The sequence below is a fragment of the Methanobrevibacter sp. UBA412 genome (genome assembly GCA_002495685.1).
In the GTDB taxonomy this organism is placed as follows: Archaea; Methanobacteriota; Methanobacteria; order Methanobacteriales; family Methanobacteriaceae; genus Methanobrevibacter_A; species Methanobrevibacter_A acididurans.
The window spans coordinates 12,431-37,711 of sequence record DAGJ01000018.1 but is presented as its reverse complement, the minus strand read 5'-3'; the positions used below and the strand labels follow the sequence as shown (position 1 = coordinate 37,711).

Annotated in this window: 28 protein-coding genes; 12 read left to right on the top strand and 16 right to left on the bottom strand. The window is 27.6% G+C overall.

Annotation, left to right across the window (positions count from 1 at the left end; all coding sequences use genetic code 11):
- Positions 1-172: 172 nt before the first annotated feature.
- Together thsA and BP997_RS05170 are read left to right on the top strand one after the other, a co-directional pair.
- Positions 173-1,792 (top strand): thermosome subunit alpha, encoded by a 1,620-nt coding sequence (gene thsA / locus BP997_RS05175; protein ID WP_413823672.1) that lies wholly within the window; start codon positions 173-175, stop codon positions 1,790-1,792.
- 170 nt (positions 1,793-1,962) lie between these two features.
- Entirely contained in the window at positions 1,963-2,610 is a 648-nt protein-coding gene (locus tag BP997_RS05170; protein WP_409197950.1) for a class I SAM-dependent methyltransferase, read from the top strand.
- A 151-nt stretch (positions 2,611-2,761) separates the two neighbouring features.
- Here BP997_RS05170 and BP997_RS05165 read toward each other — a convergent pair whose 3' ends face one another.
- Positions 2,762-3,370 carry an RlmE family RNA methyltransferase gene (locus BP997_RS05165; protein ID WP_409197949.1) on the bottom strand — a complete coding sequence of 203 codons (609 nt, stop codon included), beginning with the start codon at positions 3,368-3,370 and terminating at the stop codon, positions 2,762-2,764.
- A gap of 22 nt (positions 3,371-3,392) precedes the next feature.
- Positions 3,393-3,950 carry a metallophosphoesterase gene (locus BP997_RS05160; RefSeq protein ID WP_409197948.1) on the bottom strand — a complete coding sequence of 186 codons (558 nt, stop codon included), beginning with the start codon at positions 3,948-3,950 and terminating at the stop codon, positions 3,393-3,395.
- A gap of 248 nt (positions 3,951-4,198) precedes the next feature.
- Between BP997_RS05160 and BP997_RS05155 the strand changes: the two genes are divergently transcribed.
- Positions 4,199-5,293 carry a formate--phosphoribosylaminoimidazolecarboxamide ligase gene (locus BP997_RS05155; protein WP_409197947.1) on the top strand — a complete coding sequence of 365 codons (1,095 nt, stop codon included), beginning with the start codon at positions 4,199-4,201 and terminating at the stop codon, positions 5,291-5,293.
- 99 nt (positions 5,294-5,392) lie between these two features.
- On the opposite strand, the gene BP997_RS05150 is transcribed toward BP997_RS05155, so the two are convergent.
- From BP997_RS05150 to BP997_RS05125, 6 genes are all read right to left on the bottom strand, one after another.
- Positions 5,393-5,857, bottom strand: a complete 465-nt coding sequence (locus BP997_RS05150) for a hypothetical protein (RefSeq protein WP_409197946.1) — start codon at positions 5,855-5,857, stop codon at positions 5,393-5,395.
- A gap of 28 nt (positions 5,858-5,885) precedes the next feature.
- Positions 5,886-6,269, bottom strand: coding sequence for a DUF5518 domain-containing protein (locus tag BP997_RS05145; RefSeq protein WP_409197945.1), 384 nt, complete (start codon positions 6,267-6,269; stop codon positions 5,886-5,888).
- 136 nt (positions 6,270-6,405) lie between these two features.
- Complete coding sequence (locus BP997_RS05140) at positions 6,406-7,419, bottom strand: epoxyqueuosine reductase (protein WP_409197944.1); 1,014 nt, start codon at positions 7,417-7,419, stop codon at positions 6,406-6,408.
- 20 nt (positions 7,420-7,439) lie between these two features.
- On the bottom strand, positions 7,440-7,868 hold the full coding sequence (locus BP997_RS05135) for an NfeD family protein (protein WP_409197943.1): 429 nt from the start codon (positions 7,866-7,868) through the stop codon (positions 7,440-7,442).
- Between the two features lie 19 nt (positions 7,869-7,887).
- Entirely contained in the window at positions 7,888-8,364 is a 477-nt protein-coding gene (locus BP997_RS05130) for a flavodoxin family protein (protein ID WP_409197942.1), read from the bottom strand.
- Between the two features lie 63 nt (positions 8,365-8,427).
- Positions 8,428-11,028 carry an ATP-dependent helicase gene (locus BP997_RS05125; RefSeq protein WP_413823669.1) on the bottom strand — a complete coding sequence of 867 codons (2,601 nt, stop codon included), beginning with the start codon at positions 11,026-11,028 and terminating at the stop codon, positions 8,428-8,430.
- 219 nt (positions 11,029-11,247) lie between these two features.
- Here BP997_RS05125 and BP997_RS05120 point away from each other — a divergent pair, with 219 nt between their 5' ends.
- The 3 genes from BP997_RS05120 (at position 11,248) to BP997_RS05110 (ending at position 13,961) form a co-directional block, all read left to right on the top strand.
- On the top strand, positions 11,248-11,961 hold the full coding sequence (locus BP997_RS05120) for a HEAT repeat domain-containing protein (protein WP_409197940.1): 714 nt from the start codon (positions 11,248-11,250) through the stop codon (positions 11,959-11,961).
- A 116-nt stretch (positions 11,962-12,077) separates the two neighbouring features.
- Positions 12,078-12,548, top strand: a complete 471-nt coding sequence (locus BP997_RS05115; RefSeq protein WP_409197939.1) for a MarR family winged helix-turn-helix transcriptional regulator — start codon at positions 12,078-12,080, stop codon at positions 12,546-12,548.
- 12 nt (positions 12,549-12,560) lie between these two features.
- Positions 12,561-13,961, top strand: a complete 1,401-nt coding sequence (locus tag BP997_RS05110; protein WP_409197938.1) for an MATE family efflux transporter — start codon at positions 12,561-12,563, stop codon at positions 13,959-13,961.
- A gap of 37 nt (positions 13,962-13,998) precedes the next feature.
- Here the strand turns inward: BP997_RS05110 and BP997_RS05105 are convergent, their stop codons facing one another.
- On the bottom strand, positions 13,999-14,850 hold the full coding sequence (locus BP997_RS05105; RefSeq protein ID WP_409197937.1) for a carbon-nitrogen hydrolase family protein: 852 nt from the start codon (positions 14,848-14,850) through the stop codon (positions 13,999-14,001).
- Between the two features lie 75 nt (positions 14,851-14,925).
- Positions 14,926-15,999: a zinc ribbon domain-containing protein gene (locus tag BP997_RS05100; protein WP_413823667.1), complete on the bottom strand. Its 1,074-nt coding sequence runs from the start codon at positions 15,997-15,999 to the stop codon at positions 14,926-14,928.
- 166 nt (positions 16,000-16,165) lie between these two features.
- Between BP997_RS05100 and BP997_RS05095 the strand changes: the two genes are divergently transcribed.
- Positions 16,166-16,945, top strand: coding sequence for an EFR1 family ferrodoxin (locus tag BP997_RS05095; protein ID WP_409197935.1), 780 nt, complete (start codon positions 16,166-16,168; stop codon positions 16,943-16,945).
- A gap of 49 nt (positions 16,946-16,994) precedes the next feature.
- On the top strand, positions 16,995-17,489 hold the full coding sequence (locus BP997_RS05090) for a hypothetical protein (RefSeq protein ID WP_409197934.1): 495 nt from the start codon (positions 16,995-16,997) through the stop codon (positions 17,487-17,489).
- A gap of 17 nt (positions 17,490-17,506) precedes the next feature.
- Here the strand turns inward: BP997_RS05090 and BP997_RS05085 are convergent, their stop codons facing one another.
- The 3 genes from BP997_RS05085 to BP997_RS05075 all read right to left on the bottom strand — a co-directional run bounded on the left by BP997_RS05085 (position 17,507) and on the right by BP997_RS05075 (position 19,267).
- Positions 17,507-18,058, bottom strand: coding sequence for a manganese efflux pump MntP family protein (locus tag BP997_RS05085; RefSeq protein ID WP_409197933.1), 552 nt, complete (start codon positions 18,056-18,058; stop codon positions 17,507-17,509).
- Positions 18,059-18,083: 25 nt separating this feature from the next.
- A complete protein-coding gene (gene nucS, locus BP997_RS05080; RefSeq protein ID WP_409197932.1) occupies positions 18,084-18,869 on the bottom strand; it encodes an endonuclease NucS in 786 nt (261 codons plus the stop codon).
- An 83-nt stretch (positions 18,870-18,952) separates the two neighbouring features.
- Positions 18,953-19,267, bottom strand: a complete 315-nt coding sequence (locus tag BP997_RS05075) for a hypothetical protein (RefSeq protein WP_409197931.1) — start codon at positions 19,265-19,267, stop codon at positions 18,953-18,955.
- A 151-nt stretch (positions 19,268-19,418) separates the two neighbouring features.
- Between BP997_RS05075 and BP997_RS05070 the strand changes: the two genes are divergently transcribed.
- Both BP997_RS05070 and BP997_RS05065 read left to right on the top strand, forming a co-directional pair.
- On the top strand, positions 19,419-20,405 hold the full coding sequence (locus BP997_RS05070; RefSeq protein ID WP_413823661.1) for an alpha/beta fold hydrolase: 987 nt from the start codon (positions 19,419-19,421) through the stop codon (positions 20,403-20,405).
- Positions 20,406-20,429: 24 nt separating this feature from the next.
- Positions 20,430-20,714, top strand: a complete 285-nt coding sequence (locus BP997_RS05065) for a DUF5750 family protein (RefSeq protein ID WP_409197929.1) — start codon at positions 20,430-20,432, stop codon at positions 20,712-20,714.
- 52 nt (positions 20,715-20,766) lie between these two features.
- On the opposite strand, the gene nadA is transcribed toward BP997_RS05065, so the two are convergent.
- The 3 genes from nadA to rnz form a co-directional block, all read right to left on the bottom strand.
- The gene (gene nadA / locus BP997_RS05060; protein WP_409197928.1) at positions 20,767-21,687 is read right to left on the bottom strand and encodes a quinolinate synthase NadA; all 921 of its coding nucleotides are present in this window, start codon (positions 21,685-21,687) and stop codon (positions 20,767-20,769) included.
- A gap of 109 nt (positions 21,688-21,796) precedes the next feature.
- The gene (locus tag BP997_RS05055; protein WP_409197927.1) at positions 21,797-22,588 is read right to left on the bottom strand and encodes a mechanosensitive ion channel family protein; all 792 of its coding nucleotides are present in this window, start codon (positions 22,586-22,588) and stop codon (positions 21,797-21,799) included.
- A gap of 24 nt (positions 22,589-22,612) precedes the next feature.
- Positions 22,613-23,509 carry a ribonuclease Z gene (gene rnz / locus BP997_RS05050; protein WP_409197926.1) on the bottom strand — a complete coding sequence of 299 codons (897 nt, stop codon included), beginning with the start codon at positions 23,507-23,509 and terminating at the stop codon, positions 22,613-22,615.
- A 166-nt stretch (positions 23,510-23,675) separates the two neighbouring features.
- On the opposite strand from rnz, the gene nadC reads away from it, so the two are divergent.
- Together nadC and BP997_RS05040 are read left to right on the top strand one after the other, a co-directional pair.
- Complete coding sequence (gene nadC, locus BP997_RS05045; RefSeq protein WP_409197925.1) at positions 23,676-24,503, top strand: carboxylating nicotinate-nucleotide diphosphorylase; 828 nt, start codon at positions 23,676-23,678, stop codon at positions 24,501-24,503.
- A gap of 296 nt (positions 24,504-24,799) precedes the next feature.
- Positions 24,800-25,276: a hypothetical protein gene (locus BP997_RS05040; RefSeq protein ID WP_413823690.1), complete on the top strand. Its 477-nt coding sequence runs from the start codon at positions 24,800-24,802 to the stop codon at positions 25,274-25,276.
- Positions 25,277-25,281: the final 5 nt, after the last annotated feature.

Sequence of the window (25,281 nt, the reverse complement as noted above, 5' to 3'; positions counted from 1 at the left end):
TAAAATACTATTTAATAATTTTATCACAAGTCATTAAATAGTGTAAGGTTAATTATGTAATCAACTTAAAAAAAATCTTGCTACAAAAAGATAAAAAAATCTCAAAGTACAAGATTACTTAATTATATTTACTCAATGAAATTATATTAAAAAAAATACGAGGCGAATATTAATGGCACAACAACAACAACAACCAATTTTTATTTTACCTGAAGGAACAAACCGATTATTAGGTAAAGATGCTCAAAGAAATAATATTTTAGCTGGAAAAGTTTTAGCTGAAACAGTAAGAACAACATTAGGTCCAAAAGGAATGGATAAAATGTTAGTAGATGGACTCGGAGATATCGTTGTAACCAACGACGGAGTAACCATTCTTAAAGAAATGGATATTGATCATCCTGCAGCTAAAATGCTTGTAGAAGTAGCTAAAACACAAGAAGATGAAGTTGGAGATGGAACCACTACTGCAGTTATCATAGCAGGAGAATTACTTAAAAAATCCGAATCCTTATTAGATATGGATATTCACCCAACTATCATTGCAATGGGATACAGACAAGCAGCAGAAAAAGCACAACAAATTTTAGAAGACATTTCTATTAAAGAAATCGACACTGATATGTTAAACAAAGTAGCTATGACTGCAATGACTGGAAAAGGAACTGAAAAAGCTCGTGAACCATTAGCAAAACTCATCGTTACCGCAGTAGAACAAGTAGCTGATGGTGAAGAAGTAGATACTGATCACATCAAAATTGAAAAGAAAGATGGAGCAGTTGTTGAAGATTCTGAACTCGTTCAAGGTGTCATTATTGACAAAGAAAGAGTACACCCAGGTATGCCTGCAGAATTAGAAAATGCAAAAATAGCATTATTAAACTCCGCATTAGAAGTAAAAGAAACTGAAGTAGATGCAGAAATCAGAATAACTGATCCTAACCAAATGCAAGCTTTCATCGAACAAGAAGAAAACATGGTCAAAAACATGGTTAAAGACATCTCCGATGCAGGAGCTAATGTATTATTCTGCCAAAAAGGTATTGATGATTTAGCACAACATTACTTATCCAAAGAAGGAATCATGGCTGTCAGAAGAGTTAAAAAATCTGATATTGAAAAATTATCCAGAGCAACCGGTGCAACCGTTGTAACTAACTTAGATGACTTATCCGCAGATGACTTAGGTGAAGCAGGAAAAGTAACTGAACAAAAAGTATCTGGAGAAGATATGATCTTCGTAGAAGAATGTGCAGAACCTAAAGCAGTAACTTTACTCGTAAGAGGAAGTACCAAACATGTTGTTGACGAAATCGGAAGAGCAGTAGAAGACGCAATAGGTGTAGTAGCAGCTACCATTGAAGACGGAGAAGTAGTTGCTGGAGGAGGAGCACCAGAAATCGCTATGTCCAAACTCTTAAAAGATTATGCTGAATCTATCAGTGGAAGAGAACAATTAGCTGTAACTGCATTTGCAGAAAGTTTAGAAATTGTTCCTAAAACTTTAGCTGAAAACGCTGGATTAGACAGTATCGATTCCTTAGTAGATTTAAGAGCTTCCCATGAAACTTCCCCATACATGGGATTAGATGTTTTCACTGGTGATGTAACAGATATGAAAGAAGCTGGAGTTATTGAACCAAAACGTGTCAAAAAACAAGCTATTCAATCTGCTTCCGAAGCAGCTGAAATGATTTTAAGAATCGATGATGTAATTGCATCTTCAGCATCTCCACAAGATGCAGCAGGTATGGACCCTAGTCAAATGGGCGGAATGCCTCCAATGATGTAATCTCATTGAGTTTTACAATAAAAGGAAAAAATATACATAAAAACATTTAAATCCACATTACTACATATTTGGTGTGGAAAATAGTTTAAGGAGTAAAAAATACTAAGTATTAATTTAGTTTTTTTACTCCTTTTTTTTTAAAAAAATTAATAGTAAGGAGTTGACAAAAAATGGATGAAAAATTAATTAAAAATGCCCGAAAACCAGAAGGAGAATATGGGGAAAAGATGATTGAAAGAATGAATAAAAGTCATGAAAGTTTAGCTCAATGGGGAGTATCTCATTTAGATATTGGATCTTCAGATATTATTCTTGACATCGGTTGTGGTGGAGGAATTAATGTTCAACGATTTTCTAATATGGCTCCTGAAGGAAAAATTTATGGTTTAGATTATTCTGAAGTTAGTGTGGAAAAATCTAAAGAACTTAACAAAGATATTATAGAAAAAGGTCAAGTTGAAATAGATCAAGGTAGTGTATCTGAATTACCTTATGATGATGAAACTTTTGATCTTGTTACTGGTTTTGAAACTGTTTATTTCTGGCCAGATTTTATTAATGATTTAAAAGAAGTTAAACGTGTTCTTAAAAAAGGTGGAAGTATCTTTATTTGTAATGAAGCAAGTGGATCTAATGAAGATAAAGAACTTATGGAAGATCATATTAATTTATTGGGTATGAAGGTTTTCACTGAAGATGAATTAGGTGATAGTCTTATTGAAGCTGGTTTTAATGAAGTTTTAACTTTCACTAAAGAATCAAATGATAAACTTACTCACAAAGATACTGATTGGTTATGTGCAATTGCACGAAAATAAGAATCACTTTTATTAAATTAAATTTATCTATAATTATTCTATAAATGAAAAGGTTCTTTTATAGAATAATCAATAATTTCTCTTTTTTAATTAATTTTAAAATTAAATCAATTTACCAATTTAATATTTTTATAAAAATTAAAATAATATTTTATTTTTTAAATCTAAGACCTACAATATACATTTCTTTACTTTTCTTCCTACTGCTAGGAGGTTTAGTGGTCTTTAAAATTTTAAACTTTTTCTTTAAATTATCAACAGTTTCCTTATAGTAAGGTCCTTGGAATATTTTCATAACCATATTCCCACCAGGTGCAAGTATATTATCTGCAATATCACTTACAGTATTAATTAAATCAATACTTCTTAAATGATCAATATCTCTTATTCCTGATAATGAAGGAGAAGCATCACTTATTAATACTTGTGTTTGCCCATCAATTATGTCCATTATCTGATTTTGAATTTCAGGGCTTGTGAAATCTCCCCGTATACGGAAACAATTTTCTTCTTCAAAAGGTTTTATATGGTTTAAATCAATACCTACAACAATTCCTTCTTCACCAACTTTTTCAAGAGCAATTTGTGACCATCCTCCAGGTGCAGCACCAAGATCAACAACTGTATTACCAGTTTTCATAATTTTATATTTTTTATCTAATTGTTTTAATTTATATGATGCTCTAGATCGGTAATTTTCACTTTTAGCTCTTTTATAATAGGGGTCATGTTTTTTTTCTACTTGCCATCTACTTCCCATTTTTTTCCTTCCACTTAAACTTTTAATCAATTTTTTTACTATTTTCTAATTTAGATTGTGCAAATTGTAAACTAGAACAAACTGGTTTACCTATTTTTATAACTTCTAAATCTACTTCATTATCATTTATTTCTAAAATCATCACACTAGGATCTGAAAGTCGTGGAACAGTTGGACTTCCAGGGTTTATAAGTAAAACATCATTTACTTCTTCTGCCATAGGTATATGTGTATGTCCAGTTATGAGAATATTTACATCCAATTCTTTGGCTAAGTAATATAACTGTTGTGTATCTCCTCTTGGGCGAATATCTCCATGGTTTAGTCCAATTTTTGTTTTACCTGCAGTTATAACTTTTGATTTTGGTAAATCTAAACCATTTAAAATATCAACATTTCCTTGCACAGCTATTACTGGTGCTAAACTTTCTAATTCCTTAATTACACTTTCTTCAATTACATCTCCAGCATGTAAAATTAAATCCACATTTTTAAATGTTTCAAATACTTTTTCAGGAATTTTACTTGCACGATTTGAAATATGTGTATCTGATATTAAACCTATTATCATTACTTTCACCTCTAGTTAATGTTTTAGTTAAAATTAGTTGTTATTTTTATTTTCAAAATAGGAAAAATACTTAAATTTTATTTTAAATTTATAACACTTATTAATATATTATTCAATACAATTTATAAAATTTGTCCTAAAATTAAGGAACAAAAATCAAATAATAAATTATATATGTTTATAAAAAAAAGAAATATTATTACTGATAATATTTTATTGAAAATATTATGAATTTCTAAATAATGGAGAATTAGAAAATGGGAAAAATCAAAAAAGATGATATTTTAGATATCTTAAAAGGATACGACAAAGAAAATATAACAATAGCTACACTAGGAAGTCATACAAGTTTACATATACTTCGTGGTGCGCAAGAAGAAGGTTTTCATACAGCTGTAGTCTGTGAAAAAGGACGTGAAGTTCCATATCAAAGATTTGATGTAGCAGATGAATTTATAATGGTAGATAAATTTAAAGACATAGTCAATGAAGATGTTCAACAAAGATTACGTGATATGAATGCAATTGTTATCCCTCACGGATCTTTTGTAGCATATGCTGGTTTAGATAATGTTGAAGATAAATTCATGGTACCAATGTTCGGGAATCGTGATATCTTAAGATGGGAAGCAGAAAGAGATCTTGAACACAAATTACTTGAAAATGGGGATATACGTATTCCACAAAAATACGACAATCCAAGTCAAATTAATAGAGAAGCTATGGTAAAATTCCCAGGTGCAAGAGGAGGAAGAGGATACTTTGTAGCAAGTTCCCCTGAAGAATTTGATAAAAAAATTGAAGCTATGAAAAAAAGAGGCTGGATTGAAGACGAAGATGTAGATCAAGCACACATTGAAGAATATGTAGCTGGATGTAATTATTGTATACATTATTTCTATTCAGCATTAGAAGATGAAGTAGAAATTATGGGAATGGATACAAGATATGAATCAAGTATTGATGGTTTTGTTAGAATGCCTGCAAAAGATCAATTAGATATTGATAAATCCCCAAGTTATGTTGTAACTGGTAACCATCCTGTTGCAATACGTGAATCATTATTAACTCAAGCATTTGACTTAGGAGATAAATTTGTAAAAAGTGCACATGAACTTGTAGCACCAGGTTTAAATGGACCATTCTGTTTACAAACACTCGTTAATGATGATTTAGAAATTGTTGTATTCGAAACAAGTGCCCGTACTGATGGGGGAACAAACACATTTATGGACGGTTCATCTTACAGTCATCTTAAATATGGTGAAGGTATGAGTATGGGTCGTAGAATTGCTTTAGAAATTAAAAAAGCAATTAAAACTGAAGGCGGTTTAGAAAAAGTCATAACATAAAATCTTTTTTAGATTATATAAAATATTGGATTAAAGAAGTAGGAGTGTAATATTTTTTTTATTATGCTCCTATTTTTTTTAAAAAAATTAAGAAAGAGTTTATTTTTTAATATTTTTACTTGTTTCACGTTCTTCTTTTTTCTTTTCTTTATTTGACTTTTTTTGATTGTCTTGTTTTTGTTGTTCTATAGCTTTTTGACGGTTACTGTTAAAGAATGCACCTACAAATCCTATAACTCCACCAACAATTAAAACAAGAATTATTAAAATAGTTGCTGTTTGTGGAATACTCATTCCTTTAATAGTAATAGGGCCCATTGCCCCATAAAAACTAACAAAAGCAAGTGGAAGTGCTCCTATAGCACCCATTATAATAGCTAAAATCTTATTTTTACTTATATATCCAATATAAAGCAAACCTATTGCTGAAAATGGTGCTAACCAATCTAAAGATTTTTGATAAGATAATGTTGCAATAAGTGTTGTTAATGCTGCAGCTACTATAAAACCCATCCAATTATAACTAAATAACCAAGATTTAAATCCATTTTCAAAAATTTTCATAAATTACTCCTCTTTTAACTTAAATTTTTTAATATCTGTCATGTGAACGGCCAGCAATTAATCCTCCAAATCCACCTGCAATACCCATAACAATCATATAATAAATCATATATCCTAAAACTACAACTAAACTACTAACTCCAGATATTGTAAATCCTGCAAGACCTCCAAATAATCCAAATAGTAAACTACTACCTGTAGTAATTAGTAATATAAATATTATAGCAGAAACTATAGTTCCTAAAGCACCAGCTACAGCAGCATTCACCATGCCTTTCCAAAATCCTCTTTTAACCATAATTCCTACTAAGAATCCAACAAGGATTAAACCTATGAATTCATAATGTGGAAAATATGATTTAACTATTATAGCTAAAATAAATCCAACTATTACTGCACTCCATTTCACCATACATATTAGCTCCTGAATAATTTTTAATTAATTATTTAAGTATATTATTATAAAAAAATTTTTTATTACTTATAATATAATAAAAATTCAATATAAATTTTTGTATTTTTTTTCAATCTTTAATATTAGTAATCAATTATGGATTTAACAAATTTTCCCATTTTTTTAACATTTTCATTAGAATCTTTAATTGAAATTTCAACACTACTTTCATATTTTTTTGCCAATTATTTAGCATACTGTTTAAAGCATTAACCTTAAATTTCCATAATTTATCTTCTGGAATATACCATAATTTATTTTGAACAATAGATTGTAATTTAGAATAATCCATTTCAACTATTTTACTTAAACTTACTTTTTTACCAAAATCTTCTAAATTAGGAAATTTTGCATGACCTTCCCATTGATTAAATGGACACACATCTTGGCATATGTCACATCCACAAATCCATTCACCTAATTGTTCACGTAAAGGTTCGTCCATTAAATTATTTTCATGATTACAAGTAATCCCACTAATACAAGTCATTTTATTTGTGGCATAATCTTTTAATAAACTAGAAGTAGGACACATTTCAATACATAAACTACAGCTCTCTGGACAAGGTTCTAAATTAGATTTAAATTTATACTCTAATTCTTTATCTATTAACCATGATTTTAAAACAATATAAGATCCATCTTCTGTATAAAAAAAGTTATTTTTACGAATAATACCAATACCAGCTTTACATGCTGTCCATCGCATAGTTGTTAAATCATGGTCTTCACCAATTAATGCTTTTATGCCGATTTCATCTAAATATTTTTGAAATTCCTTTTGTATTTGATATTGTTCAGATTCACAATTGCGTCTACCATCTACAAGATAGTACTTTCCAATTTTTCCATTTAAATGCTCTGGAATTTCAAATTTATTTATTGAATAAGCACATATTATTATACTTTTGGCCCATGGAAATTCTTTTTCTGGATGCGCATAATGTTTTAGTTTATTCAAGTCTTCCTTACTTTCTGGAAAAAGTTTTATTCGTTTATTTAATTGATTTTCAAAACCATTAATATCTTCAATTTTTATGATTCCACATTTATCGTAACCAATTTCTTTTGCTTTTTCACAAATTTTTTTAGCTAAAGTAGTGTTCATAAGAAAAATAGCCTCCTTTTTTATAATTTTTTTTCAACTACTAATTTTCTTCCATCTACTCCAACTATAGTAACTAAACTTCCTTCTAATAATTCTTCATTACTTATTGCTTGCCAATTTTTACCTTCATATTGAATTGTACCAATAATATTTTTGTTTAAGTAGTCATTAACAATGGCATCTCCACCAATTAATTCATTTACTTCAAATTTTTTTTCATGACTCTTTTTAATTTTATGTGCTATTGGTCTTGTGATAATTATGCAAATAATTGTAACTATTAATAAACTTATTAATTGAGTGGGGATTGGGTATTTTAGGAGGTTTAATATTATAACTGAAATAATTCCTATTGTTATGCTTATAAAGTATAATTTTCTTGTTAATACTTCTATGAGTAAAAATATTATACTTAACAGTATCCAAAATTCAATATATTCGATTATCATAAAGCTTAATCCATGTTTTTCATGTTAGTTCGTATTTTAGTTCACTTATGAAATTGTTAATTTTACCATTCATATTATTTTTTAGTTCTTTTTTAGTTAAAGATAAAGTGCTAACAGGTTCTTTTCTAATAAGTCGTTCCATATTCTTAAGAGTACTTTCTGCTCCATTACTTCCACAAGTACAGAAAAATGCAACTTGATCAAATTTTAAAAAGTTTTGTTTCATATATGTGAATATGGGGCTACTCATTGTACCTGCCCAAACTGGTGTTCCAATTATAACTAAATCATAACCTTGAGGATCTATTTTTGAAGGTTTAATTTCTGTGTTATGGCCTAAAATAGATTCAAAAGTTGATTTTAAAAATTTACTTGGACCTTCTCTACTCTCCACATCTTCGATACGTTCAATATCGCATTGAAAGATTTGTCTAATCCTATCTGCCACTTGTTTAGTTCGTTCGCTTCTTGAATAATAAACTACTAAAATCTTCATGAAAGTAATGTTTATTCTTTTAGATATTTAATTTTTATTAAAATAATTATTTTATTTTATTTTTTAATAATATTCCTCTTTAAGTTTACTTTTAACTTCATCAAGTACTGCTTGATGCATTCGTTTTGTAAATTCGGCTTTATCTGTTTGGGCTAAAACATCTAAATATCCCTGACTCACTAAATTATAAGCAAAAGGTGAAGGTATTAAAGTACTTATAGTTTCTACTTCCATTCCACCAGATTCAATCCATTCTAAAACTTTCTTAGCACCTTTAATGTCCATATAATCTTCAGTAGATTCTCTTCTAGCTTCTTTTAATATACTGAAATTATTATCCATTTCCTGAACAAATTTTAATAATATTTTTCCACGTACTTGTTGGCGTCCTGCAGATTTCTGATCCCCTTTATACCTACGAAGTGTCATTAATGAACGTCCAGCACAGTCCCTGAATCTATGGGCTAAAACTTCAGTTTTATTCAATGCTTTTTCAAGTACATTATCAATATTTCCACTATTTAACTTTTTAAATGATTCAAGTGCATTAATTTTTTTATCACTACTCAAATAGAAACCATTATCACTAATGCTTATTGTTAAATCTCTATTGTATTCTGTAGCTGCAATATATGCAATGGCACGACTTAAAGCATCATTTGTTTTTCTCCCAAATAAACTATGGAAAACAACAAATTTTTTCCCACCAAAACCTTTGTAATATTCGATTAACATTTTTCTACTACTAGGTACTTTAGCATAAACATACTGTTCATGGAAATATTCATAAATTGCATTAGCTGCAAAATCATCTACATAAAGATAATCATGAATATACTCTAAAATTTCTGTTTTACTTTTTTTATATTGAAATTTACCTTCCATTAAAGATCTAAATCTCTGAATATCTACTGCAAGATCAAAAGCTAAAGGTAATTGTTCACTAAACCATGAAGGAATAGTTGGAGGTCCTTGTGAAGGAGTTACATTTATTGTCATTCCCCTACCATAATTGAAACGATAAATACTTCCACCAAGAACAAAAGTATCTCCTTTTTTAAGTTTTTCCATAAACTCTTCTTCAACTTTACCTACAACTTCACCATCACATTTTACTTGTACAGCAGAACGATCTGGTATTGTTCCAATATTAGTACTGTATAATACTCTTGCAAGTTTTCCACGTTTTCCAAATCTTTTTTTATCATAATCTATCCAAATCTTTGCATAAACGTATCGGTCTTCAAGTTCAACATATTCTCCAGCTAAATAACTTAAAACATCTTCATAGTCATCTCGGGATAAATCTTTGTAACAGTAACTTTTACGGATTATATCATAAGTATAATCTATATCACATATATTTTCGATACTCATTCCATACAAGTGTTGTGCTAAAACATCTAAACAATTAACGGGTGTTTTTATTTTATCTATTCTACCTTCTTTTGCATTTTTAAGAAGTACTGCACATTCTACTAAGTCGTCACGATCAGTTACTATTATTCTTCCTTTTGATTTTTCATGTAATTCATGTCCGCTTCTACCAATTCGTTGTAATGCTCGGGACACACTTTTTGGTGAATTTATTAATATAACTAAATCAATGTATCCTATATCTATTCCTAATTCTAAACTTGTTGATGAAACAACTACTTTTAACTTACCTTCTTTTAGATTAGTTTCTGTTATTAATCTAGATTCTTTAGATAATGAGGAGTGGTGTGCCATTATATTATTACTATTATAATGTTTAGGATACATTTTTTTTAGATTATAAACAAAACTTTCAGTTCCACTTCTTGTGTTTGTAAATATTAAAGTGGTTTTATGTTGCATTGCTAATTCATCAACTAAATCATACATTCCTAAACGTGTATCTTCATCATCTGCTAGAACTATGTCATCAACTGGACATAAAACTTCCATATCCATTTCTTTTAAATAGTTTACATCAATTATTTTGCAATTTCTTTCTACTCCATATTCATACCCTACTAAAAATTTTGCAATTTCTGTTAAAGGAGATACTGTTGCGGATAGGCCTATTCGGGTATAGTTTCCAATTAAGAATTGTAATCTTTCTAAACTTAGTGATAAATGAACTCCTCTTTTATTTTCTGCTAAAGAGTGGATTTCATCTATTATAACATATTTAACATTGCTTAATTTAAGTCTAAATTTTGGTGCTACAAGTAATATTGATAATGTTTCTGGGGTTGTGATAAGAATATGTGGTGGTTTTTTTAACATTTTTTGTCTTTGATATTGGCTAGTATCGCCTGTTCGTACAGCTTTACGTATTCCTAAAGGTTTTCCTGCAATTTTTTCGATTTCTTCTAAAGGTTTTTCTAAATTTTTTTCAATATCATTGTCTAATGCTTTTAGAGGGCTTATATAAATACAATAAACTTTATCTTCTAATTCTTCTTTTTCTGCAAGTGTTGTAAGTTCGCTAATAATACTTAAAAATGCAGTTAATGTTTTACCTGATCCTGTTGGTGAACTGATTAAAACATTTTCATGATGGTGAATATCTATTATAGCTTTTTTTTGGGCTGGTGTAAAATCTGTAAATGTTTTATCAAACCATTCTTTAACCCATGGGTGAAGATTTTTATAAATCTCTTTTTTGCTGTAAGATTTTTCTTGTTTGCTTATCATGTTTATTCATAACTATAATTTTTTTATATTTGTATCTTTTTTTTAATTTAATATTTATAACTAGTTTTCTATTAAAAATTTAAATATTAGTTTTAATAAAAAATTGTATTAGTGAATTTTTTTATATTAAATTTAGTTAATGCTTATTAAGCTTAATTAAACTATATTATTTTCTTTATTATTGAATTTACTTTTTATTAATTAATTTTGGTGTGATATATGAGTGATGAAAAATTATCTATGAATGAAGCTTTAGAACACTTAACTAGTGAAGATGTTAATACTCGTAAGTTAGCGGTTAATAGTTTAGTTGGGGTTACTGATGATGTTGCTATTGATCCTTTGATTGAAGCTACTACTGATGAAAGTTCTCCTGTTAGATTTAAAGCTGCAGAAATTTTAGGAACAATGGGTGAATCTGCTGTTGATAAACTTATTGAACGATTTAATAATGAAAATGGTCAAAATAAAAGATTTATTACTTATGCTTTAAAACAAACTGGTGATGAAAAGGTTATTCCTTGTCTTGCTGAAGCTGTTGAAGATGATGACGCTATTGTTCGTAAGGTTGCTGTTCGTGGTCTTGGTGAGTTAAAAGCTAACGATAATATTGATGATATTTCTAAAGGTTTAGATGATGAAGATTGGGGTGTTCGTCTTGCTGCTATAAGATCCTTTGGTGATTTAGGTACTGAAGAATCTATTAAATTAATTAAGAAGGCTAGACGTAAAGAGAAAGATAAAGATTTTAAAAAGGCTTGTAATAAATCTATTCAAAAAGCAGAGGAAGCTGTTATCCCTTATCAATTTAATCTACTTGTTGAAAATGGTTTAGTTGATGTGGATGAGAAAGATTTAGGTTCTACTCCTAAAAAACGAGTTAAAGCTATGAAAAAAATTATTAAGGAAAATAAAGATTTTTTTAAAAATTAATTTTTCTTTTCTTTTTTTATAACTTAATAGTTTTGTCATAAAACTGTTTTGTAACAATACTTTTAAATATTTTTAAAACAAAATAAATAATAAAGAAAAAATTTCAGGAACAAACAATGATAACAGAAAAAGACATTTTAATAAAAGAACCTAAAGAATATATTGATAAAGTAGCATTAATAGCTCAAATATCATTTATTGAACGAAGCCAACAACGTTATATGTCTAATAAACTAAAAGAATTAAATTTGTTCTTAGGAGAAGTAAAATTAATAATGTCAATATGTGCAAATGAAGGTTTAAGCCAAGAAGATTTAGTAAAAACATTTGGATTAAATAAATCAACAGTAGCAAACTCTTTACGAAGTTTAGAAGAACAAGGATATATATTAAGAAAAGTTAATCCTAATAATCGGAGAAAAAATCAAATTTTTGCAACAGAAAAGGGGAAAAATCTTTCTAATAAATTTATTAATTATAATTTAGAATGGGAATTAAAAATGGGAATAAATAATTTGAATCCTATTTTTCGTGAAGAATTAGCTAAATTAGCTAGTAAAAGTTTAAATGATTTAAACTCTTATTAACCGTGATTTTTTATGTCAAATAAAAATTTAGATTTACTTTTTGGGGATTATAAAGTAGCATTACGTACAATGATGATCCCTATGATGTTAGGAATGCTTATAATGCAATCTTACAATCTTATTGATGGAATTTGGATTTCATTTCTTGGACCAACAGCTCTTGCAGCATTAGGTGTCACTACTCCATTATTTATAGTTTTAAATGGTTTTGCTAATGGTATGGCTGCTGGTGGAACTAGTCTTATAGCTCGTTTTATTGGAGCTAAAAATAAAGATAAAGCAGATCAATCTGCAACTCAGGCAATAATTCTTGCAATAATTATTTCTATAATTATATCAGTAATTGTATTAGTTTTCCAAAAACCAATACTTTCATCTATAGGTGGTAAAAGTATTTTAAGTATTGCTGTTCAATACAACACCATAATATTTTCAGGTGCTATATTTGTCATGCTTATGGCTATGCTATCTGGAATACTTAGAGCAGAAGGTGATATGAATAGGGCATTATACATAATGGCATTATCCGGTGTAATGAATGCAGTACTCGATCCTATTTTCATGTTCAAATTAAATATGGGAATTCAAGGAGCAGCTGTATCTACAGTTATATCCGCTATAATACCATGTATTGTTCTTATTTACTGGTTATTAATAAAAAAAGATGCATATGTTAAAATCAAAGTAAAATTTTTAAAACTCAATAAGAAAATATTATATGCATTGCTAATGGTAGGCATACCTGCTAGTATGGAAATGCTCTGCATATCTATACAGTTAGGATTTATGAATACAATACTCTCCACTATAATTAATACAAATGCAGTAGCAGCTTATACTGCTGGAATGAGAGTAATATTATTTGGTATAGTGCCAGCAGTAGGATTAAAATTAGCATTAGTTACAGTAGAAGGAGCATCTTATGGTGGAAAAAAATTTTTAAGAATCAAAAAAGTATTTCAATATGGAACTAAACTAGGAATATTAATAGGATTAAGCATAGGTATTCTAATTTTTATATTTGCACCACAAATAGCATTATTATTCAGTTATTCTCCACAAACAGCACAATTAATACCACAAATAACGTTAATGTTACGGGTAATGATAATATTCTTTTTATCTCAACCAATTGGCAGTATATGTAGTGGATACTTCCAAGGAATAGGTAAAGGACCAACAAGTTTATTTACAGCAATATTACAAGAAATAATCTTCCCCATAAGTATTGTACTAATTTTAGTATTATCATTTAAAGTGAATTTTACAATTTTACTTATAGGATTAGTATCAGGTAAACTTATTGGGGCAAGTATAAGTTGGATATACTCTTATATACATTGTAATAAAGATTTAAAACAATATGGTTCAGAAGGAGAATTAATAACAGAAAATAATAAATTAAATTTATAAAATAATAAAATTAAAAAAAAGTTAAAATAAAGAAGATTTATTCCTTTTTCACTTCATTTATTTGATAAAGATCTGTTCTTCTATTTGCAAGTACAGGAATATCTTTTCGAACATTATCAATTAAATCTAAATCCAATATTTCAGTAATTAATTTTTCATCATATTTAGCTTCAGCTACAATATCTCCCCAAGGATCACATATAATACTATGTCCAAATGCATTATATTCTCCTTTTTGATTTAATGCAGGTGAAACACCAATACAATAAACTTGATTATCTAAAGCTCGTGCCTTAAATAATGTTTCCCAATGACTTGGCCCAGTAGTTAAATTAAAAGCCCCTGGATAAATCAGTATACGAGCACCTTTCTGTGTAAGTATTCTAGCTAGTTCGGGGAATCTAATATCATAACATATTCCTAAACCTATCTTTCCCCATTTAGTATCTACAAGTGTAAAATCATCACCAGCAGTCAATGTATCAGATTCTTTAAATCTAATTTTTCCTTTAACATCAATGTCAAATAAGTGCATTTTTCTATGTTTCCCAATTAATTTCCCATTATTATCATAAAAAAAGCTAGTATTATATATTGATTCACTACCATCTTCATTAATCTCTTTTTCAGGAATACTTCCAGCCAATATATAAATTTTTAATTCCTTAGCTAATTTTTGAATGTGTTGTAATGTAATACTATCTTCAGCTATTTCAGAATATTTTCTAAATTTACTATTTTCATAAGGACAATTAAACATTTCAGGCAATATTGCTAATTCAGCCCCTTTATCTCTAGCTATTTTTATATAAGTTTCTGCTTCTTTAATATTTGCTTCTTTATTATCTATTACATTTATTTGACATAATGCTACTTTTAAAATGTTCATTAAAATGGCTCCAATAATATTTGAATTAAAAAAAAATTTAAAAAAAGTAAAAAAATTTTAGATGAAAAATTTTGTTTAATCAGTAAAATGAATACTATTTATCATCTTATTGATTGCAGATGTATTTGTTGCATTTAAATATGGATTATCACTTTTACCATTGTTGATTACCCAATTATAATAAGTATCGTCATGAATAACAGATATATATCTTGAATAACCATGTCCAGTAGTATTTATTGATATATCAGTTGCATTTACACCATCAATAGTTATATTATTCACACTAATGATTTTCCCATCTAAAGATTTCGCAGTTTGATTAATACTATTTTTAACATCATTAAGTGTTATATCACTATTATTAATACAACTAAATCCAATCACCGTTTTATCAGGTGTACGGAAAGCAACTTCTCCTTGATCTGAGTCTCCACTAGTACTATTATACTGTGACCAGCTAGTAGGATAACTAAATGATACTTTATCACTACTATAATTTCCTGGACCCATATGTGTTTCTTCACTAGTAAACATTGTTGAACCAACAGCTGCAATAATTATTGCAAGCAATGCTATCACAATAACAAATATTGCAATGTTCCGTCTACTAATTTTATTTAAGAAATTAAGGCTGGAATCTTTTTTAGGTTCATTATTACTTTTAAAAACATCTTTAATATCTTTAAAAACATCAGGTTCTTCGGGAACTTTAGTTTTAACTGATTTTGGCTTTTGTGTTTTCTTTACTTCTTTTTGTGTATTTTTAACAGTTGTATAACTTACTTCTTGATCTTTACTAGCCTTAAATCGTTCATATTTTTCCTTATCACTCATAAAATAAGAATCTGGATGAATATTTTTAGGTTCTTCTTTTTTTATATTATCTTGGCTTAAATCATAACCACTTAAATCAAATTTTTTAATATTAAAAGATGGTTTATTAAAATTAGAAGATTTAGGTTCTTCTTTTTTGCCATTTTTAGAATCACTTAAATCTTTAAAACTACCCATTATTTGGTCTTTAAAGCTACTTTGTTTTACAGATTCTTTTTTATTAGTTGATTTTGTGAAGTCATACCCACAATTTCCACATTTAGGTGCACTATCATAACTTGCATTCCCACATTTTGGACAATATTTAACCAAAACTTCAAACCTCCACTAATTTATAATATAAATATTTTTTTATGAATACTAATATTTAATAGTTTTTAAAATATTTTTTTAAAGTTTTATCAAAAAGTATTTAATAAGAATTATATAAATAAAACTAATTATTAATTTTAAAAAAATTTTCAAGGAAGTTAAAAAAATGTTTAAAGTTTCAGAAGTATTTTTTAGTCCAGGAAGCACAACTAAAAAAGTTGTAAAAGAAATATCCTCCAAATTCGATGGTGAAAAAGATTGTTATGATCTATTAAAAGAACACAATAAAATAATTCTTCAAGAATTTCAAGAAGATGAACTTCTAATTATAGGGTTACCTGTATTTAGTGGTAGAATCCCACAAATAGTAAAAGTAGATTTAGAAAACTTAAAAGGAAATAATACCTTAGCAATCCCCGTTGTTGTTTATGGAAACAGAGATTACGATGATGCTCTTCTTGAATTGAAAGAAATCTTAGATAAAAATGGATTCAAAACAATAACTGCTGGAGCATTTGTAGCACAACATTCAATATTCCCTGAAACTGCTAAAAATAGACCAGATTCAAAAGATTTAGAAAAAATTAATGAATTCACAACTAAAACTATTGAAAAAATAGAAGATTACACAAACAATAAAGAAAACTTTAAAGAAATCACAGTTCCTGGAAACAAACCATATCGAGAAATTCAAGGTGTTCCTCTTAAACCAACATCTAATAAAAATTGTACTGAATGTGGAACATGTGCTACTCTATGCCCTACAAAAGCAATCGATATAGAAAATCCAAAATCAACAGATGGAAGTAAATGTATTACATGTACTGCATGTATATATGCATGTCCAGAAGATGCAAGAGAATTTAATAAACTCATGTTTGTTCCAGCATCAAAACTATTTGCTAAAAAATGTAGTGAAAGAAAAGAACCCGAATTCTTTTATTAAACAATTTTAAATAATTTAATAAATATCATATTTTTGGAGAAATAATAAAATGGTAAAAGAAAATATAGGAAAAGAAATAATTTTTGGAAATGATAATTACACAATATACCGTGTAGGTGACTGGAAACATGATTACAAATTAAATGTAACCGGAACTTCCTCACAATTACCTGCATCCGAACCAACTAAAAAACATGTACTTTCACAAATGGAACAAATAAGAAAAGCAGAATTTGAATGGGAAGGAAAAAAAGTTAATGGTATGATTGGTATAGGATTACAATTAAATGAAGATTTACAAAAATTATCTGCTGAAGAATTAATAAATTTAGAAGAAAAAGAATATAAACAAATTTTAGAAGAATTAGATAATTTAAAACTAGAAGATAATAATAAATTTTTAAGCTTAGAAACAAAAGATTTCCTAGTTTATAAACTTGAAATGGCACATGAAGGTCTTCAAGTTCAACCAGCCACACCATACACTTTAGAATATCATTTAAATGAAATTGAAGAATTAAAAAATAAAGAACAAAAGAAATAATTAGGAATACAAATTTTTTATATTCCTAATAATATTTTTAAACCGATAATAATTAAAATTATACCTCCAATAATTAAGAATTTATCTCCGAGGTAATCACCTAATTTTTTACCAATTAATGCACCAATTATAGTGAATATAAAAGCTACAGATCCTATTAATAATATAGGAATCCAATAATTTATATGTAATAATGCAAATGTTAAACCAACAGCAAATGCATCGATACTAGTAGCTATTGATAATAATGTAACTTCTTTAAAACTAAACTCATCAACGGTTTCTTCGTCATTTTTTAATCCGTCACGAATCATATTTAAACCTATAAGTAAAAGAAGTATAAATCCTATCCATGTTGCCACATTTGATACAAATCCACTTAATTGATTACCAAAAAAGTACCCAATTAATGCCATAAGTGCTTCTGAACCACCGAAGAATATAGCATACCATAAAATTTGTGATTTTGTTAAACCTTTTTGGGAAAAACCTTTAGTTAATGACACACTGAAACTATCAGTACCTAATGCCATTGCTAATAATATCATTGAATAAGAATCTAATATCATTTTTATGTCTCACATTCCATTTTTTTTATTTAAATATGTCTAATGTTACTTTTTTATCATTTTTCAATTCTTTTGGAGGGGTAACACTTACGAATTCTATCCCTTCTTTTTCAGATAATTCTTTTGCATCCTCATTAATACTAGGTGCAACAAGTAAGCCACGGATTTTTTGTTTCTCTGCTCCTAAATCTTTCAGATAATCATTTTCAGGATTTTCAAAATCACTCAAGTATCTTTTGATTTGTTTCACGGCATTAGTTCCAGCTTTTCTAGCTTTTAATTCTAAAACCATTAAGTTTCCATCATAATCTTTACCTAATATGTCAATGAATCCATGTTCTGTACTATATTCTCTTGCTGTAGGTTTAAAACCTTCTTCTATTAAGTAAGGTTTTTTCATTATCATATCGCCCATATCTTTTTCATAACCAGCAAGTTCAATTTCTGCATAGTCTTTAGCTACAGAATAACTTGCAAATAAAGTTTTTTTTACTTCAACTTCTAATCGTTCTTTAGGGGTTCTACGATAACTTTCTAAAAAAAGTTCATTATCATGGACATTTACCTTTGTTCTGGATTTAGGAGGTTGCCAATTAACAGGTTCAACCTTTTTTTCTTGATGAACTAGAAATGATCCGTCAGGTTTAATGATTATTAAACGTTCTCCAAAATCTAATTGACTCAGAGCACGACCTTCATAAATTATTTTACAACAACTAAAAAGGGTAATCATAGCTTTTTTACATAAACCCTCTTTAACTAAGTCATATGCTTCTTCACAATTAGGTTTTTCTAAAATTTTATATTTCATATAACTTATTAATTGTTGATTATTTCTTTTAAGTTTAATCTATTTTTTATAAAATTAATAAAATTAGTAATTTATAATAATTTTTAATCATATACAATTTTTTCTTTATTAATTTTTCTTGCAGTAATGAAAGCATCAACAATACTGTAAATCCATATTAATATATTTAATACTATTGGATATACACTGTAAGCTAAGCAAAAACCTATAAAAATGAATATTAATAATATTACTGCACCTTTACCTTTTTCACCATTGTATATTTGACCAAAACCAGGGATTATGGATAATACTGCTGCAAGAATAGGATTTTTTTCTTCAAATTCAAAATCATCATTTACTTTAATTTTTCCTTTAGTTTCTATTTTAACTTCTTCATTTTCTTTCTCATCAGGCATTTAAATTACTATCCTTAATGTTTTATTTTTAATTAATAATTATTTTAGTTAATCATATTAAATTAATCTTATTGTAGTTTATAAAAAATTTTATTAAATAAATAAATATAATAAAAATTAAAAAATATAAAAACGGAGGGTTACTTAGTTTATGGATATTGAAAATACTATTAAAAAAGAAAGTCATTTTCTCACTGAATTTAAATTTGAAGCCGGTGATGTTCTAAGAGGGGTTAAAGTTGAATATGGGACATTAGGAACACCAAAATATGATAAATATGGTCGTGTTATTAATGCTATTGTTTATTGTCATGGTTCAAGTGGAAGTTATAAATCTGTTCGAAGAATCAATGAAATAACCGGTCCTGGTGAAGTAATTGATACTGATAAGTTTTTCATAATAAGCATGTCTACTTTAGGATCACCTGGAAGTGCTAGTCCATCTACTACTTCATTAGGTCATAATTTTCCAAAGTACAATATAAAAGATATGGTTAATTTTCAAATTAAATTTTTAAAAGAAAAATACAGAATTAATCATATTATTGGAGTCATTGGTAATAGTATGGGAGGATTTGAAGCATTAACTTGGGCAACTGAATATCCTGATTTTATGGATTTCACTATTTCTTTAGCAAGTAGTTATAAAACTGCAGGTCATAATTATGCTTTATCTAAATTCATGAATCATATAATAGAAACTGACCCTGATTATAATGAGGGTAAATATTCTAAAAAATTAGCTAGATCTTTACGTTTAGCTTCTGAATCAGTCTACACTTTTGGACAATCTAAATCTTATTATAGGGAATGTTCCAATGATGAAATAGATGAAGAAATGATTATGTTAGCTGAAGAAGGTGTTTTAGATGATCCTAATGATTTAATTTATAATAATAATGCTTCTTTAAATTATGATATTGAGAAAGATTTAGGAAAATTAAAATCTAAATTATTAATAATAGCAATTGAAGGTGATGAATTTTTCCCTCCTGAATTAGATGGAATTCCATTACATAATATTGTTTCAGGTTCTGAATTAATTATTTTCAAATCATTACATGGTCATCTTGGATCTTATGAGTTAAAACAAGTTAGTGATAAAATAGAGGATTTCTTAAAAGAATTTAAAGAATAAAATTTTTTGGAGGGTTTTATTAAAATGATTGTGAAATTAGTTGATTATGGTATAGAATCTAATAATATTGGTTATATTACTTATAATATTTCGGATTTAGATAAGAATTCTCTTAGTTTTTTATATAATAATTTAACAGATGGGGAGAAAAAACTTAAGGATGATTCTTTAATTTTAACTATGAAATACTCTGAAAAGTTTTATCCGTTTAATGTTGATGGATTTCAAATAAAACCTGAAGATTTTGTGGCACGTGAAGAAATTGAAATGAAATATTTTTTATCAAGTTTTCTTGAGGATATGGGATAAAAAAAGAATAAAAAGAAGTGATTTAATTTTTAATGTATAGGGAAAGGTTTTTTTATTTAGATGCTTGTATCATTTTGTTTACTGCATTGAAAGATTTTTCCCGAATATCTTCTGGGACTTTTACAATATGTTCTTCATTTTGAAGAGCATTTTTAAGATTTTTTAGGGTATGTAATTTCATAGTTTCACAGATTGCATCTGAAAGTAGAGGATATAATTTTTTACCAGAAGTTTCATTCTCTACTCTTGTCATGAAATCAATTTCTGTTCCTATAATAAATTCATCTTTCTCTGAATTTTTAATATGATTTAACATTCCACCAGTACTTAACACGTAATCTGCAGCATTTTGAACTTCTATATCACATTCTGGGTGTACAATAACATCTGCATTTGGATGTGTTTTTTTAGCATTATCAATATCTTTTACTTCATATTTTTTATGTACGTAGCAGTGACCGTCTCCTGGTATTGGTATGATTTTTTTGTCGGTTTGTTTTTCCACGTATCTTCCAAGGTTTGTGTCTGGTCCGAATAGTATTGTGTCTGAATCTAAACTTTCTACTATTTTTAATGCATTTCCACTGGTACATAATATGTCTGATTCGGCTTTTGCTTCAGCTAAACTATTAACATATAATACAACTGGTGCTTTAGGGTATTGTTTTTTTGCTTCTTTTATTTGTTCTGCATTTAACATGTGTGCCATTGGGCATTCTGCTTCAACATCTGGTATGAGGATTTTTTTATTTGGATTTAGTATATATGCTGTTTCTGCCATGAAGTCTACTCCACAGAATACGACTATATCTTTATCTTCTATTTCAGATGCTTTAATACATAATTCTAGTGAGTCTCCAAGGAAATCAGCTACTTCTTGGATTTCTTTTGGTTGGTAATTGTGTGCAAGTATTATTGCATTTTTTTCTTCTTTTAATTTAAGAATTTCTTCAATCAGTATTTTATTTTCCATTTTTTTCTCTTCCCTACTTTTTTTATATATTTTATGAATCATTATATTAAAATAAGTACTATATAACTATTGTTATAAAAATTTTTTTATTTAAAAAAAATTATTCCATTCATACTTTCTTTTCAATTTTCAAGACTTTATTCTTATTATGTTTTTCAATAATCTGTCTGACTTCATCACCTAATTCTAAAGTATATTCACTAACTTTAGTATAATCATTAACCCAAATAAATAGTTTAACTTGACTTCCAAATTCACTTATATCCATATCATAAACTATTGGTTTTTTTCCAGACATTACCCAAGATTTTTCTTCAAATTTTTCAACAAAATCATCACTAAATGCTTTCAAATCAATTCCAAAAGGAACCAATACTTCTAATACTATTTTATTTAATTCTAATTTAGGATAATTTACATACATTTCAGTATTTAATGTGCTGTTAGGTATTGTTACTCTAAATCCATCAACTGTTATAATTTCAGTGTTTCTGAAAGTAACTTTTGAAACTTTACCTTTTAAATCATCCACACTAATAATTTCTCCAACTTTAATATTTTTATCTGTAATTAAAAATATTCCACCTATAAAGTTACTGAAAACATCCTTAGCAGCAAAACCTACTACAATACCAATTAAACCTAAACTAATAATTATTCCTTGTAAATCTATTCCTATTAACTTTAAAATCCAAGCTAATGCAAAAATTAGGATTATATATTTTAATAAATCAGTAATTAAATATAATATGGTTAAATCCATATTGAATTTTTTCCAAAACTTTGTAATTATACTACTTAAAATATGTAAACTTATATAAGCTACAATTAAAATGATAATAATGTAGAAAAAAGTGTCTAAAAAACTTAGATCTAATATTTGGGATAATGTTGGAATCATAATATAATCTTCTTTATTTTATCTTTAAAGTTCTATCTTCATGAAATCATATGCAACTACACTATTTTTAAAAACTTCAGATGCTTCTTTTTCTATAGTTAAAGTATTCGTATAACGAGTACTGAAATGTGTTAAAATTAACTGTTTAACATTTGCTTTTTTCGCTATATTTGCTGCTTCTTTAGATGTTGAATGAGAGTGATCTTTTGCTTTTTCACAATCACTGGAATCATAAGTTGATTCATGTATTAATATATCGCTATCTTCTGCTAGTTTCACAATTCTTTCATTAGGTCTTGTATCTCCAGAATATGTTATTTTCCTACCTTTTCTTGGAGGTCCTAACACCATTTTAGGGGTTATTTCTTGACCATCAACTATTACAGACTCGCCATTATGTAATTTTCCAAAATCAGGACCAATTGGAACACCTAATTCTATTGCTTTTTCTCTTAAAAATCGTGGTTTCTTTTTTTCAGTAATAGAGTAAGCTAATGCTGGAACATTGTGGTCTGCAAATGCACATTCTATAATATATTCCTCGTTGTCTATTACTTCTCCTTCTTCTAAAATTTCATGAAAATTTAATGGGAAATTTATTACAAAATAACCTATATGTTGAATTGCATTAAATAGGGCATTTACTCCTTTAGGACCATATACATCTAAAGGTTTCTCCCTACCTCTAAAACCCATTGATTGTATAAGTCCAGGTAACCCAAGTATATGGTCTCCATGGAAATGTGTTATGAAAATTTTTTCTATTTTCATTGGACTAATATGGGCATAAGTTAATTGTTTTTGTGTTCCTTCACCACAGTCAAATAATATTACTTCACCAAATGCTTTTAAACTTATGCTAGAGTGGTTTCTTTGTTTACTTGGTACTGCAGATGCTGTTCCTAAAAATTCAATTTCCATATAAATTTTTCCTTTTTTTTAAGAATTATAAAAATTCGTCTTTAATATTTATATTTCTCATTTAATATAAAATTAAATACTAATAAATAATATTAAATTTAAATTAAATATTATAAATAAATCTTTTTTGTTATAAATTTATTAATAAGATTTTAAGGGATTATATATGGATGAAATAATTAAGTATATGTTAACAGAAGATGAAGGTTATGGAGATATAACTTCTAATGCTTTAATAAATTCAGATATTGTTGTTGAAGGTTTTATATTATCTAAAGATACAGGTATTCTTGCAGGTATTAATATTATTAAAGAAATTTTTGAAGAATATAATGTTTCTATATTAAGTAGTTTGAATAATGGAGATATTATTAAACCAGGGGATAGATTAATAGAATTTAAAGGTTTAGCTAAAACTATTTTACTTATAGAACGTACAGTTCTTAATCTTTTAATGAGAATGAGTGGCGTGGCTACTAAAACATTTAATATTGTAAATGAAGTTCATAAAATTAATCCTAACTTAAAAATTGCAGGTACAAGAAAAACTTCTCCAGCTTTACAAAAATTTGATAAAGAAGCTATAATTATTGGGGGAGGAGATCCTCATAGAAATGGTTTAGATGATATGGTTTTAATTAAAGATAATCATATTGCTATTGTTGGGGGCGTTGCTGAAGCATTAAAACTTGCTCATTGTAATGTTAGTTTTTCTAAAAAAATAGAAATTGAAGTTGAAAATAGTGATGATGCAGTAATTGCAGCTAAAAATGGTGCAGATATTGTAATGTTTGATAATATGAATCCTGATGAAGCTCTTAAAACATTGAATATATTAAAAAATGAGGGTTTACGTGATAATGTATTAGTTGAATTATCTGGTGGGATTACTGAAGAGACTATTCTTAATTATGCTAGTTTAGATGTGGATATTATTTCTTTAGGTGCTTTGACTCATTCTACTCGTAGTTTAAATTTTAGTTTAGATATATAAATTTTTTCTATTTTTTTTAGTTTCTTTTTCCTCATTTTTCGCACTATTAAAATTCTTATAGTAAGCTTTAATAATTATTATAGTTTTCCTTTACACTACTTGAAAAATTATATTGTTTTGCAATAATTTTAAATATGTTTATATACTGCTTAAAACAAATATAGGTATACACATAGATGAAATAAGCAATACTTATTAAAGTAGAAGCTTTTTTTTACAAAAATAAAAAATTTTAAAAAAAATAAAAATTTCACAGGAGTTTAATGATTATGTCAGAAGAATATGAAGAAGTAAATATGGAAGAGGAAAATAGCACTGAAGAAAACGAAGAAACTGAAGAACAAATCACAGAAACGGTAGAAGAAGTACCTGATGATGATTTACCTTTCGCTAAAGCAGAAGTAGTACGTTTAATGAAAGAAAACTTAGACTCTGACAAGATGATTAGAGAAAGAGTAAAAGTAGAAATGAACAGATTCCTTGGAGATGTTCTACAAAATGTATGTAAACAATTAAACGATTACCCATACACTACAATAGAATATGAAATGTTAAAAGAATCAACATATGCATATAATAATATTACTAGAATCAATAAAGAAAAAGAAAGAATATTATTACATTTAGATGCAATAAAGGCAGATTGTGATGCTTTAGCAATGGATGTTAAAAGAACAATGAAACTTAAAGATGTTGAAGAAGAAGACGAAGATTTTGCTGAATTTTCATCATCTAATATATCAGAAGAAACTGAAGGTGAAGAAGAATATTAATTAAA

What these genes read in the sequence shown, in the direction of transcription:
- BP997_RS05055 (WP_409197927.1), bottom strand. Translation starts at nt 22,588, where the DNA reads ATGATTCCAACATTATCCCAAATATTAGATCTAAGTTTTTTAGACACT.
- BP997_RS05115 (WP_409197939.1), top strand. Translation starts at nt 12,078, where the DNA reads ATGATAACAGAAAAAGACATTTTAATAAAAGAACCTAAAGAATATATT.
- BP997_RS05145 (WP_409197945.1), bottom strand. Translation starts at nt 6,269, where the DNA reads ATGGTGAAATGGAGTGCAGTAATAGTTGGATTTATTTTAGCTATAATA.
- BP997_RS05040 (WP_413823690.1), top strand. Translation starts at nt 24,800, where the DNA reads ATGGAAGAGGAAAATAGCACTGAAGAAAACGAAGAAACTGAAGAACAA.
- nadC (WP_409197925.1), top strand. Translation starts at nt 23,676, where the DNA reads ATGGATGAAATAATTAAGTATATGTTAACAGAAGATGAAGGTTATGGA.
- BP997_RS05150 (WP_409197946.1), bottom strand. Translation starts at nt 5,857, where the DNA reads ATGAAAATTTTTGAAAATGGATTTAAATCTTGGTTATTTAGTTATAAT.
- BP997_RS05075 (WP_409197931.1), bottom strand. Translation starts at nt 19,267, where the DNA reads ATGCCTGATGAGAAAGAAAATGAAGAAGTTAAAATAGAAACTAAAGGA.
- BP997_RS05170 (WP_409197950.1), top strand. Translation starts at nt 1,963, where the DNA reads ATGGATGAAAAATTAATTAAAAATGCCCGAAAACCAGAAGGAGAATAT.
- BP997_RS05110 (WP_409197938.1), top strand. Translation starts at nt 12,561, where the DNA reads ATGTCAAATAAAAATTTAGATTTACTTTTTGGGGATTATAAAGTAGCA.
- BP997_RS05090 (WP_409197934.1), top strand. Translation starts at nt 16,995, where the DNA reads ATGGTAAAAGAAAATATAGGAAAAGAAATAATTTTTGGAAATGATAAT.
- thsA (WP_413823672.1), top strand. Translation starts at nt 173, where the DNA reads ATGGCACAACAACAACAACAACCAATTTTTATTTTACCTGAAGGAACA.
- BP997_RS05155 (WP_409197947.1), top strand. Translation starts at nt 4,199, where the DNA reads ATGGGAAAAATCAAAAAAGATGATATTTTAGATATCTTAAAAGGATAC.
- BP997_RS05135 (WP_409197943.1), bottom strand. Translation starts at nt 7,868, where the DNA reads ATGATAATCGAATATATTGAATTTTGGATACTGTTAAGTATAATATTT.
- BP997_RS05085 (WP_409197933.1), bottom strand. Translation starts at nt 18,058, where the DNA reads ATGATATTAGATTCTTATTCAATGATATTATTAGCAATGGCATTAGGT.
- BP997_RS05125 (WP_413823669.1), bottom strand. Translation starts at nt 11,028, where the DNA reads ATGATAAGCAAACAAGAAAAATCTTACAGCAAAAAAGAGATTTATAAA.
- nadA (WP_409197928.1), bottom strand. Translation starts at nt 21,687, where the DNA reads ATGGAAAATAAAATACTGATTGAAGAAATTCTTAAATTAAAAGAAGAA.
- BP997_RS05105 (WP_409197937.1), bottom strand. Translation starts at nt 14,850, where the DNA reads ATGAACATTTTAAAAGTAGCATTATGTCAAATAAATGTAATAGATAAT.
- BP997_RS05095 (WP_409197935.1), top strand. Translation starts at nt 16,166, where the DNA reads ATGTTTAAAGTTTCAGAAGTATTTTTTAGTCCAGGAAGCACAACTAAA.
- BP997_RS05070 (WP_413823661.1), top strand. Translation starts at nt 19,419, where the DNA reads ATGGATATTGAAAATACTATTAAAAAAGAAAGTCATTTTCTCACTGAA.
- BP997_RS05140 (WP_409197944.1), bottom strand. Translation starts at nt 7,419, where the DNA reads ATGAACACTACTTTAGCTAAAAAAATTTGTGAAAAAGCAAAAGAAATT.
- BP997_RS05065 (WP_409197929.1), top strand. Translation starts at nt 20,430, where the DNA reads ATGATTGTGAAATTAGTTGATTATGGTATAGAATCTAATAATATTGGT.
- BP997_RS05130 (WP_409197942.1), bottom strand. Translation starts at nt 8,364, where the DNA reads ATGAAGATTTTAGTAGTTTATTATTCAAGAAGCGAACGAACTAAACAA.
- BP997_RS05165 (WP_409197949.1), bottom strand. Translation starts at nt 3,370, where the DNA reads ATGGGAAGTAGATGGCAAGTAGAAAAAAAACATGACCCCTATTATAAA.
- rnz (WP_409197926.1), bottom strand. Translation starts at nt 23,509, where the DNA reads ATGGAAATTGAATTTTTAGGAACAGCATCTGCAGTACCAAGTAAACAA.
- BP997_RS05120 (WP_409197940.1), top strand. Translation starts at nt 11,248, where the DNA reads ATGAGTGATGAAAAATTATCTATGAATGAAGCTTTAGAACACTTAACT.
- nucS (WP_409197932.1), bottom strand. Translation starts at nt 18,869, where the DNA reads ATGAAATATAAAATTTTAGAAAAACCTAATTGTGAAGAAGCATATGAC.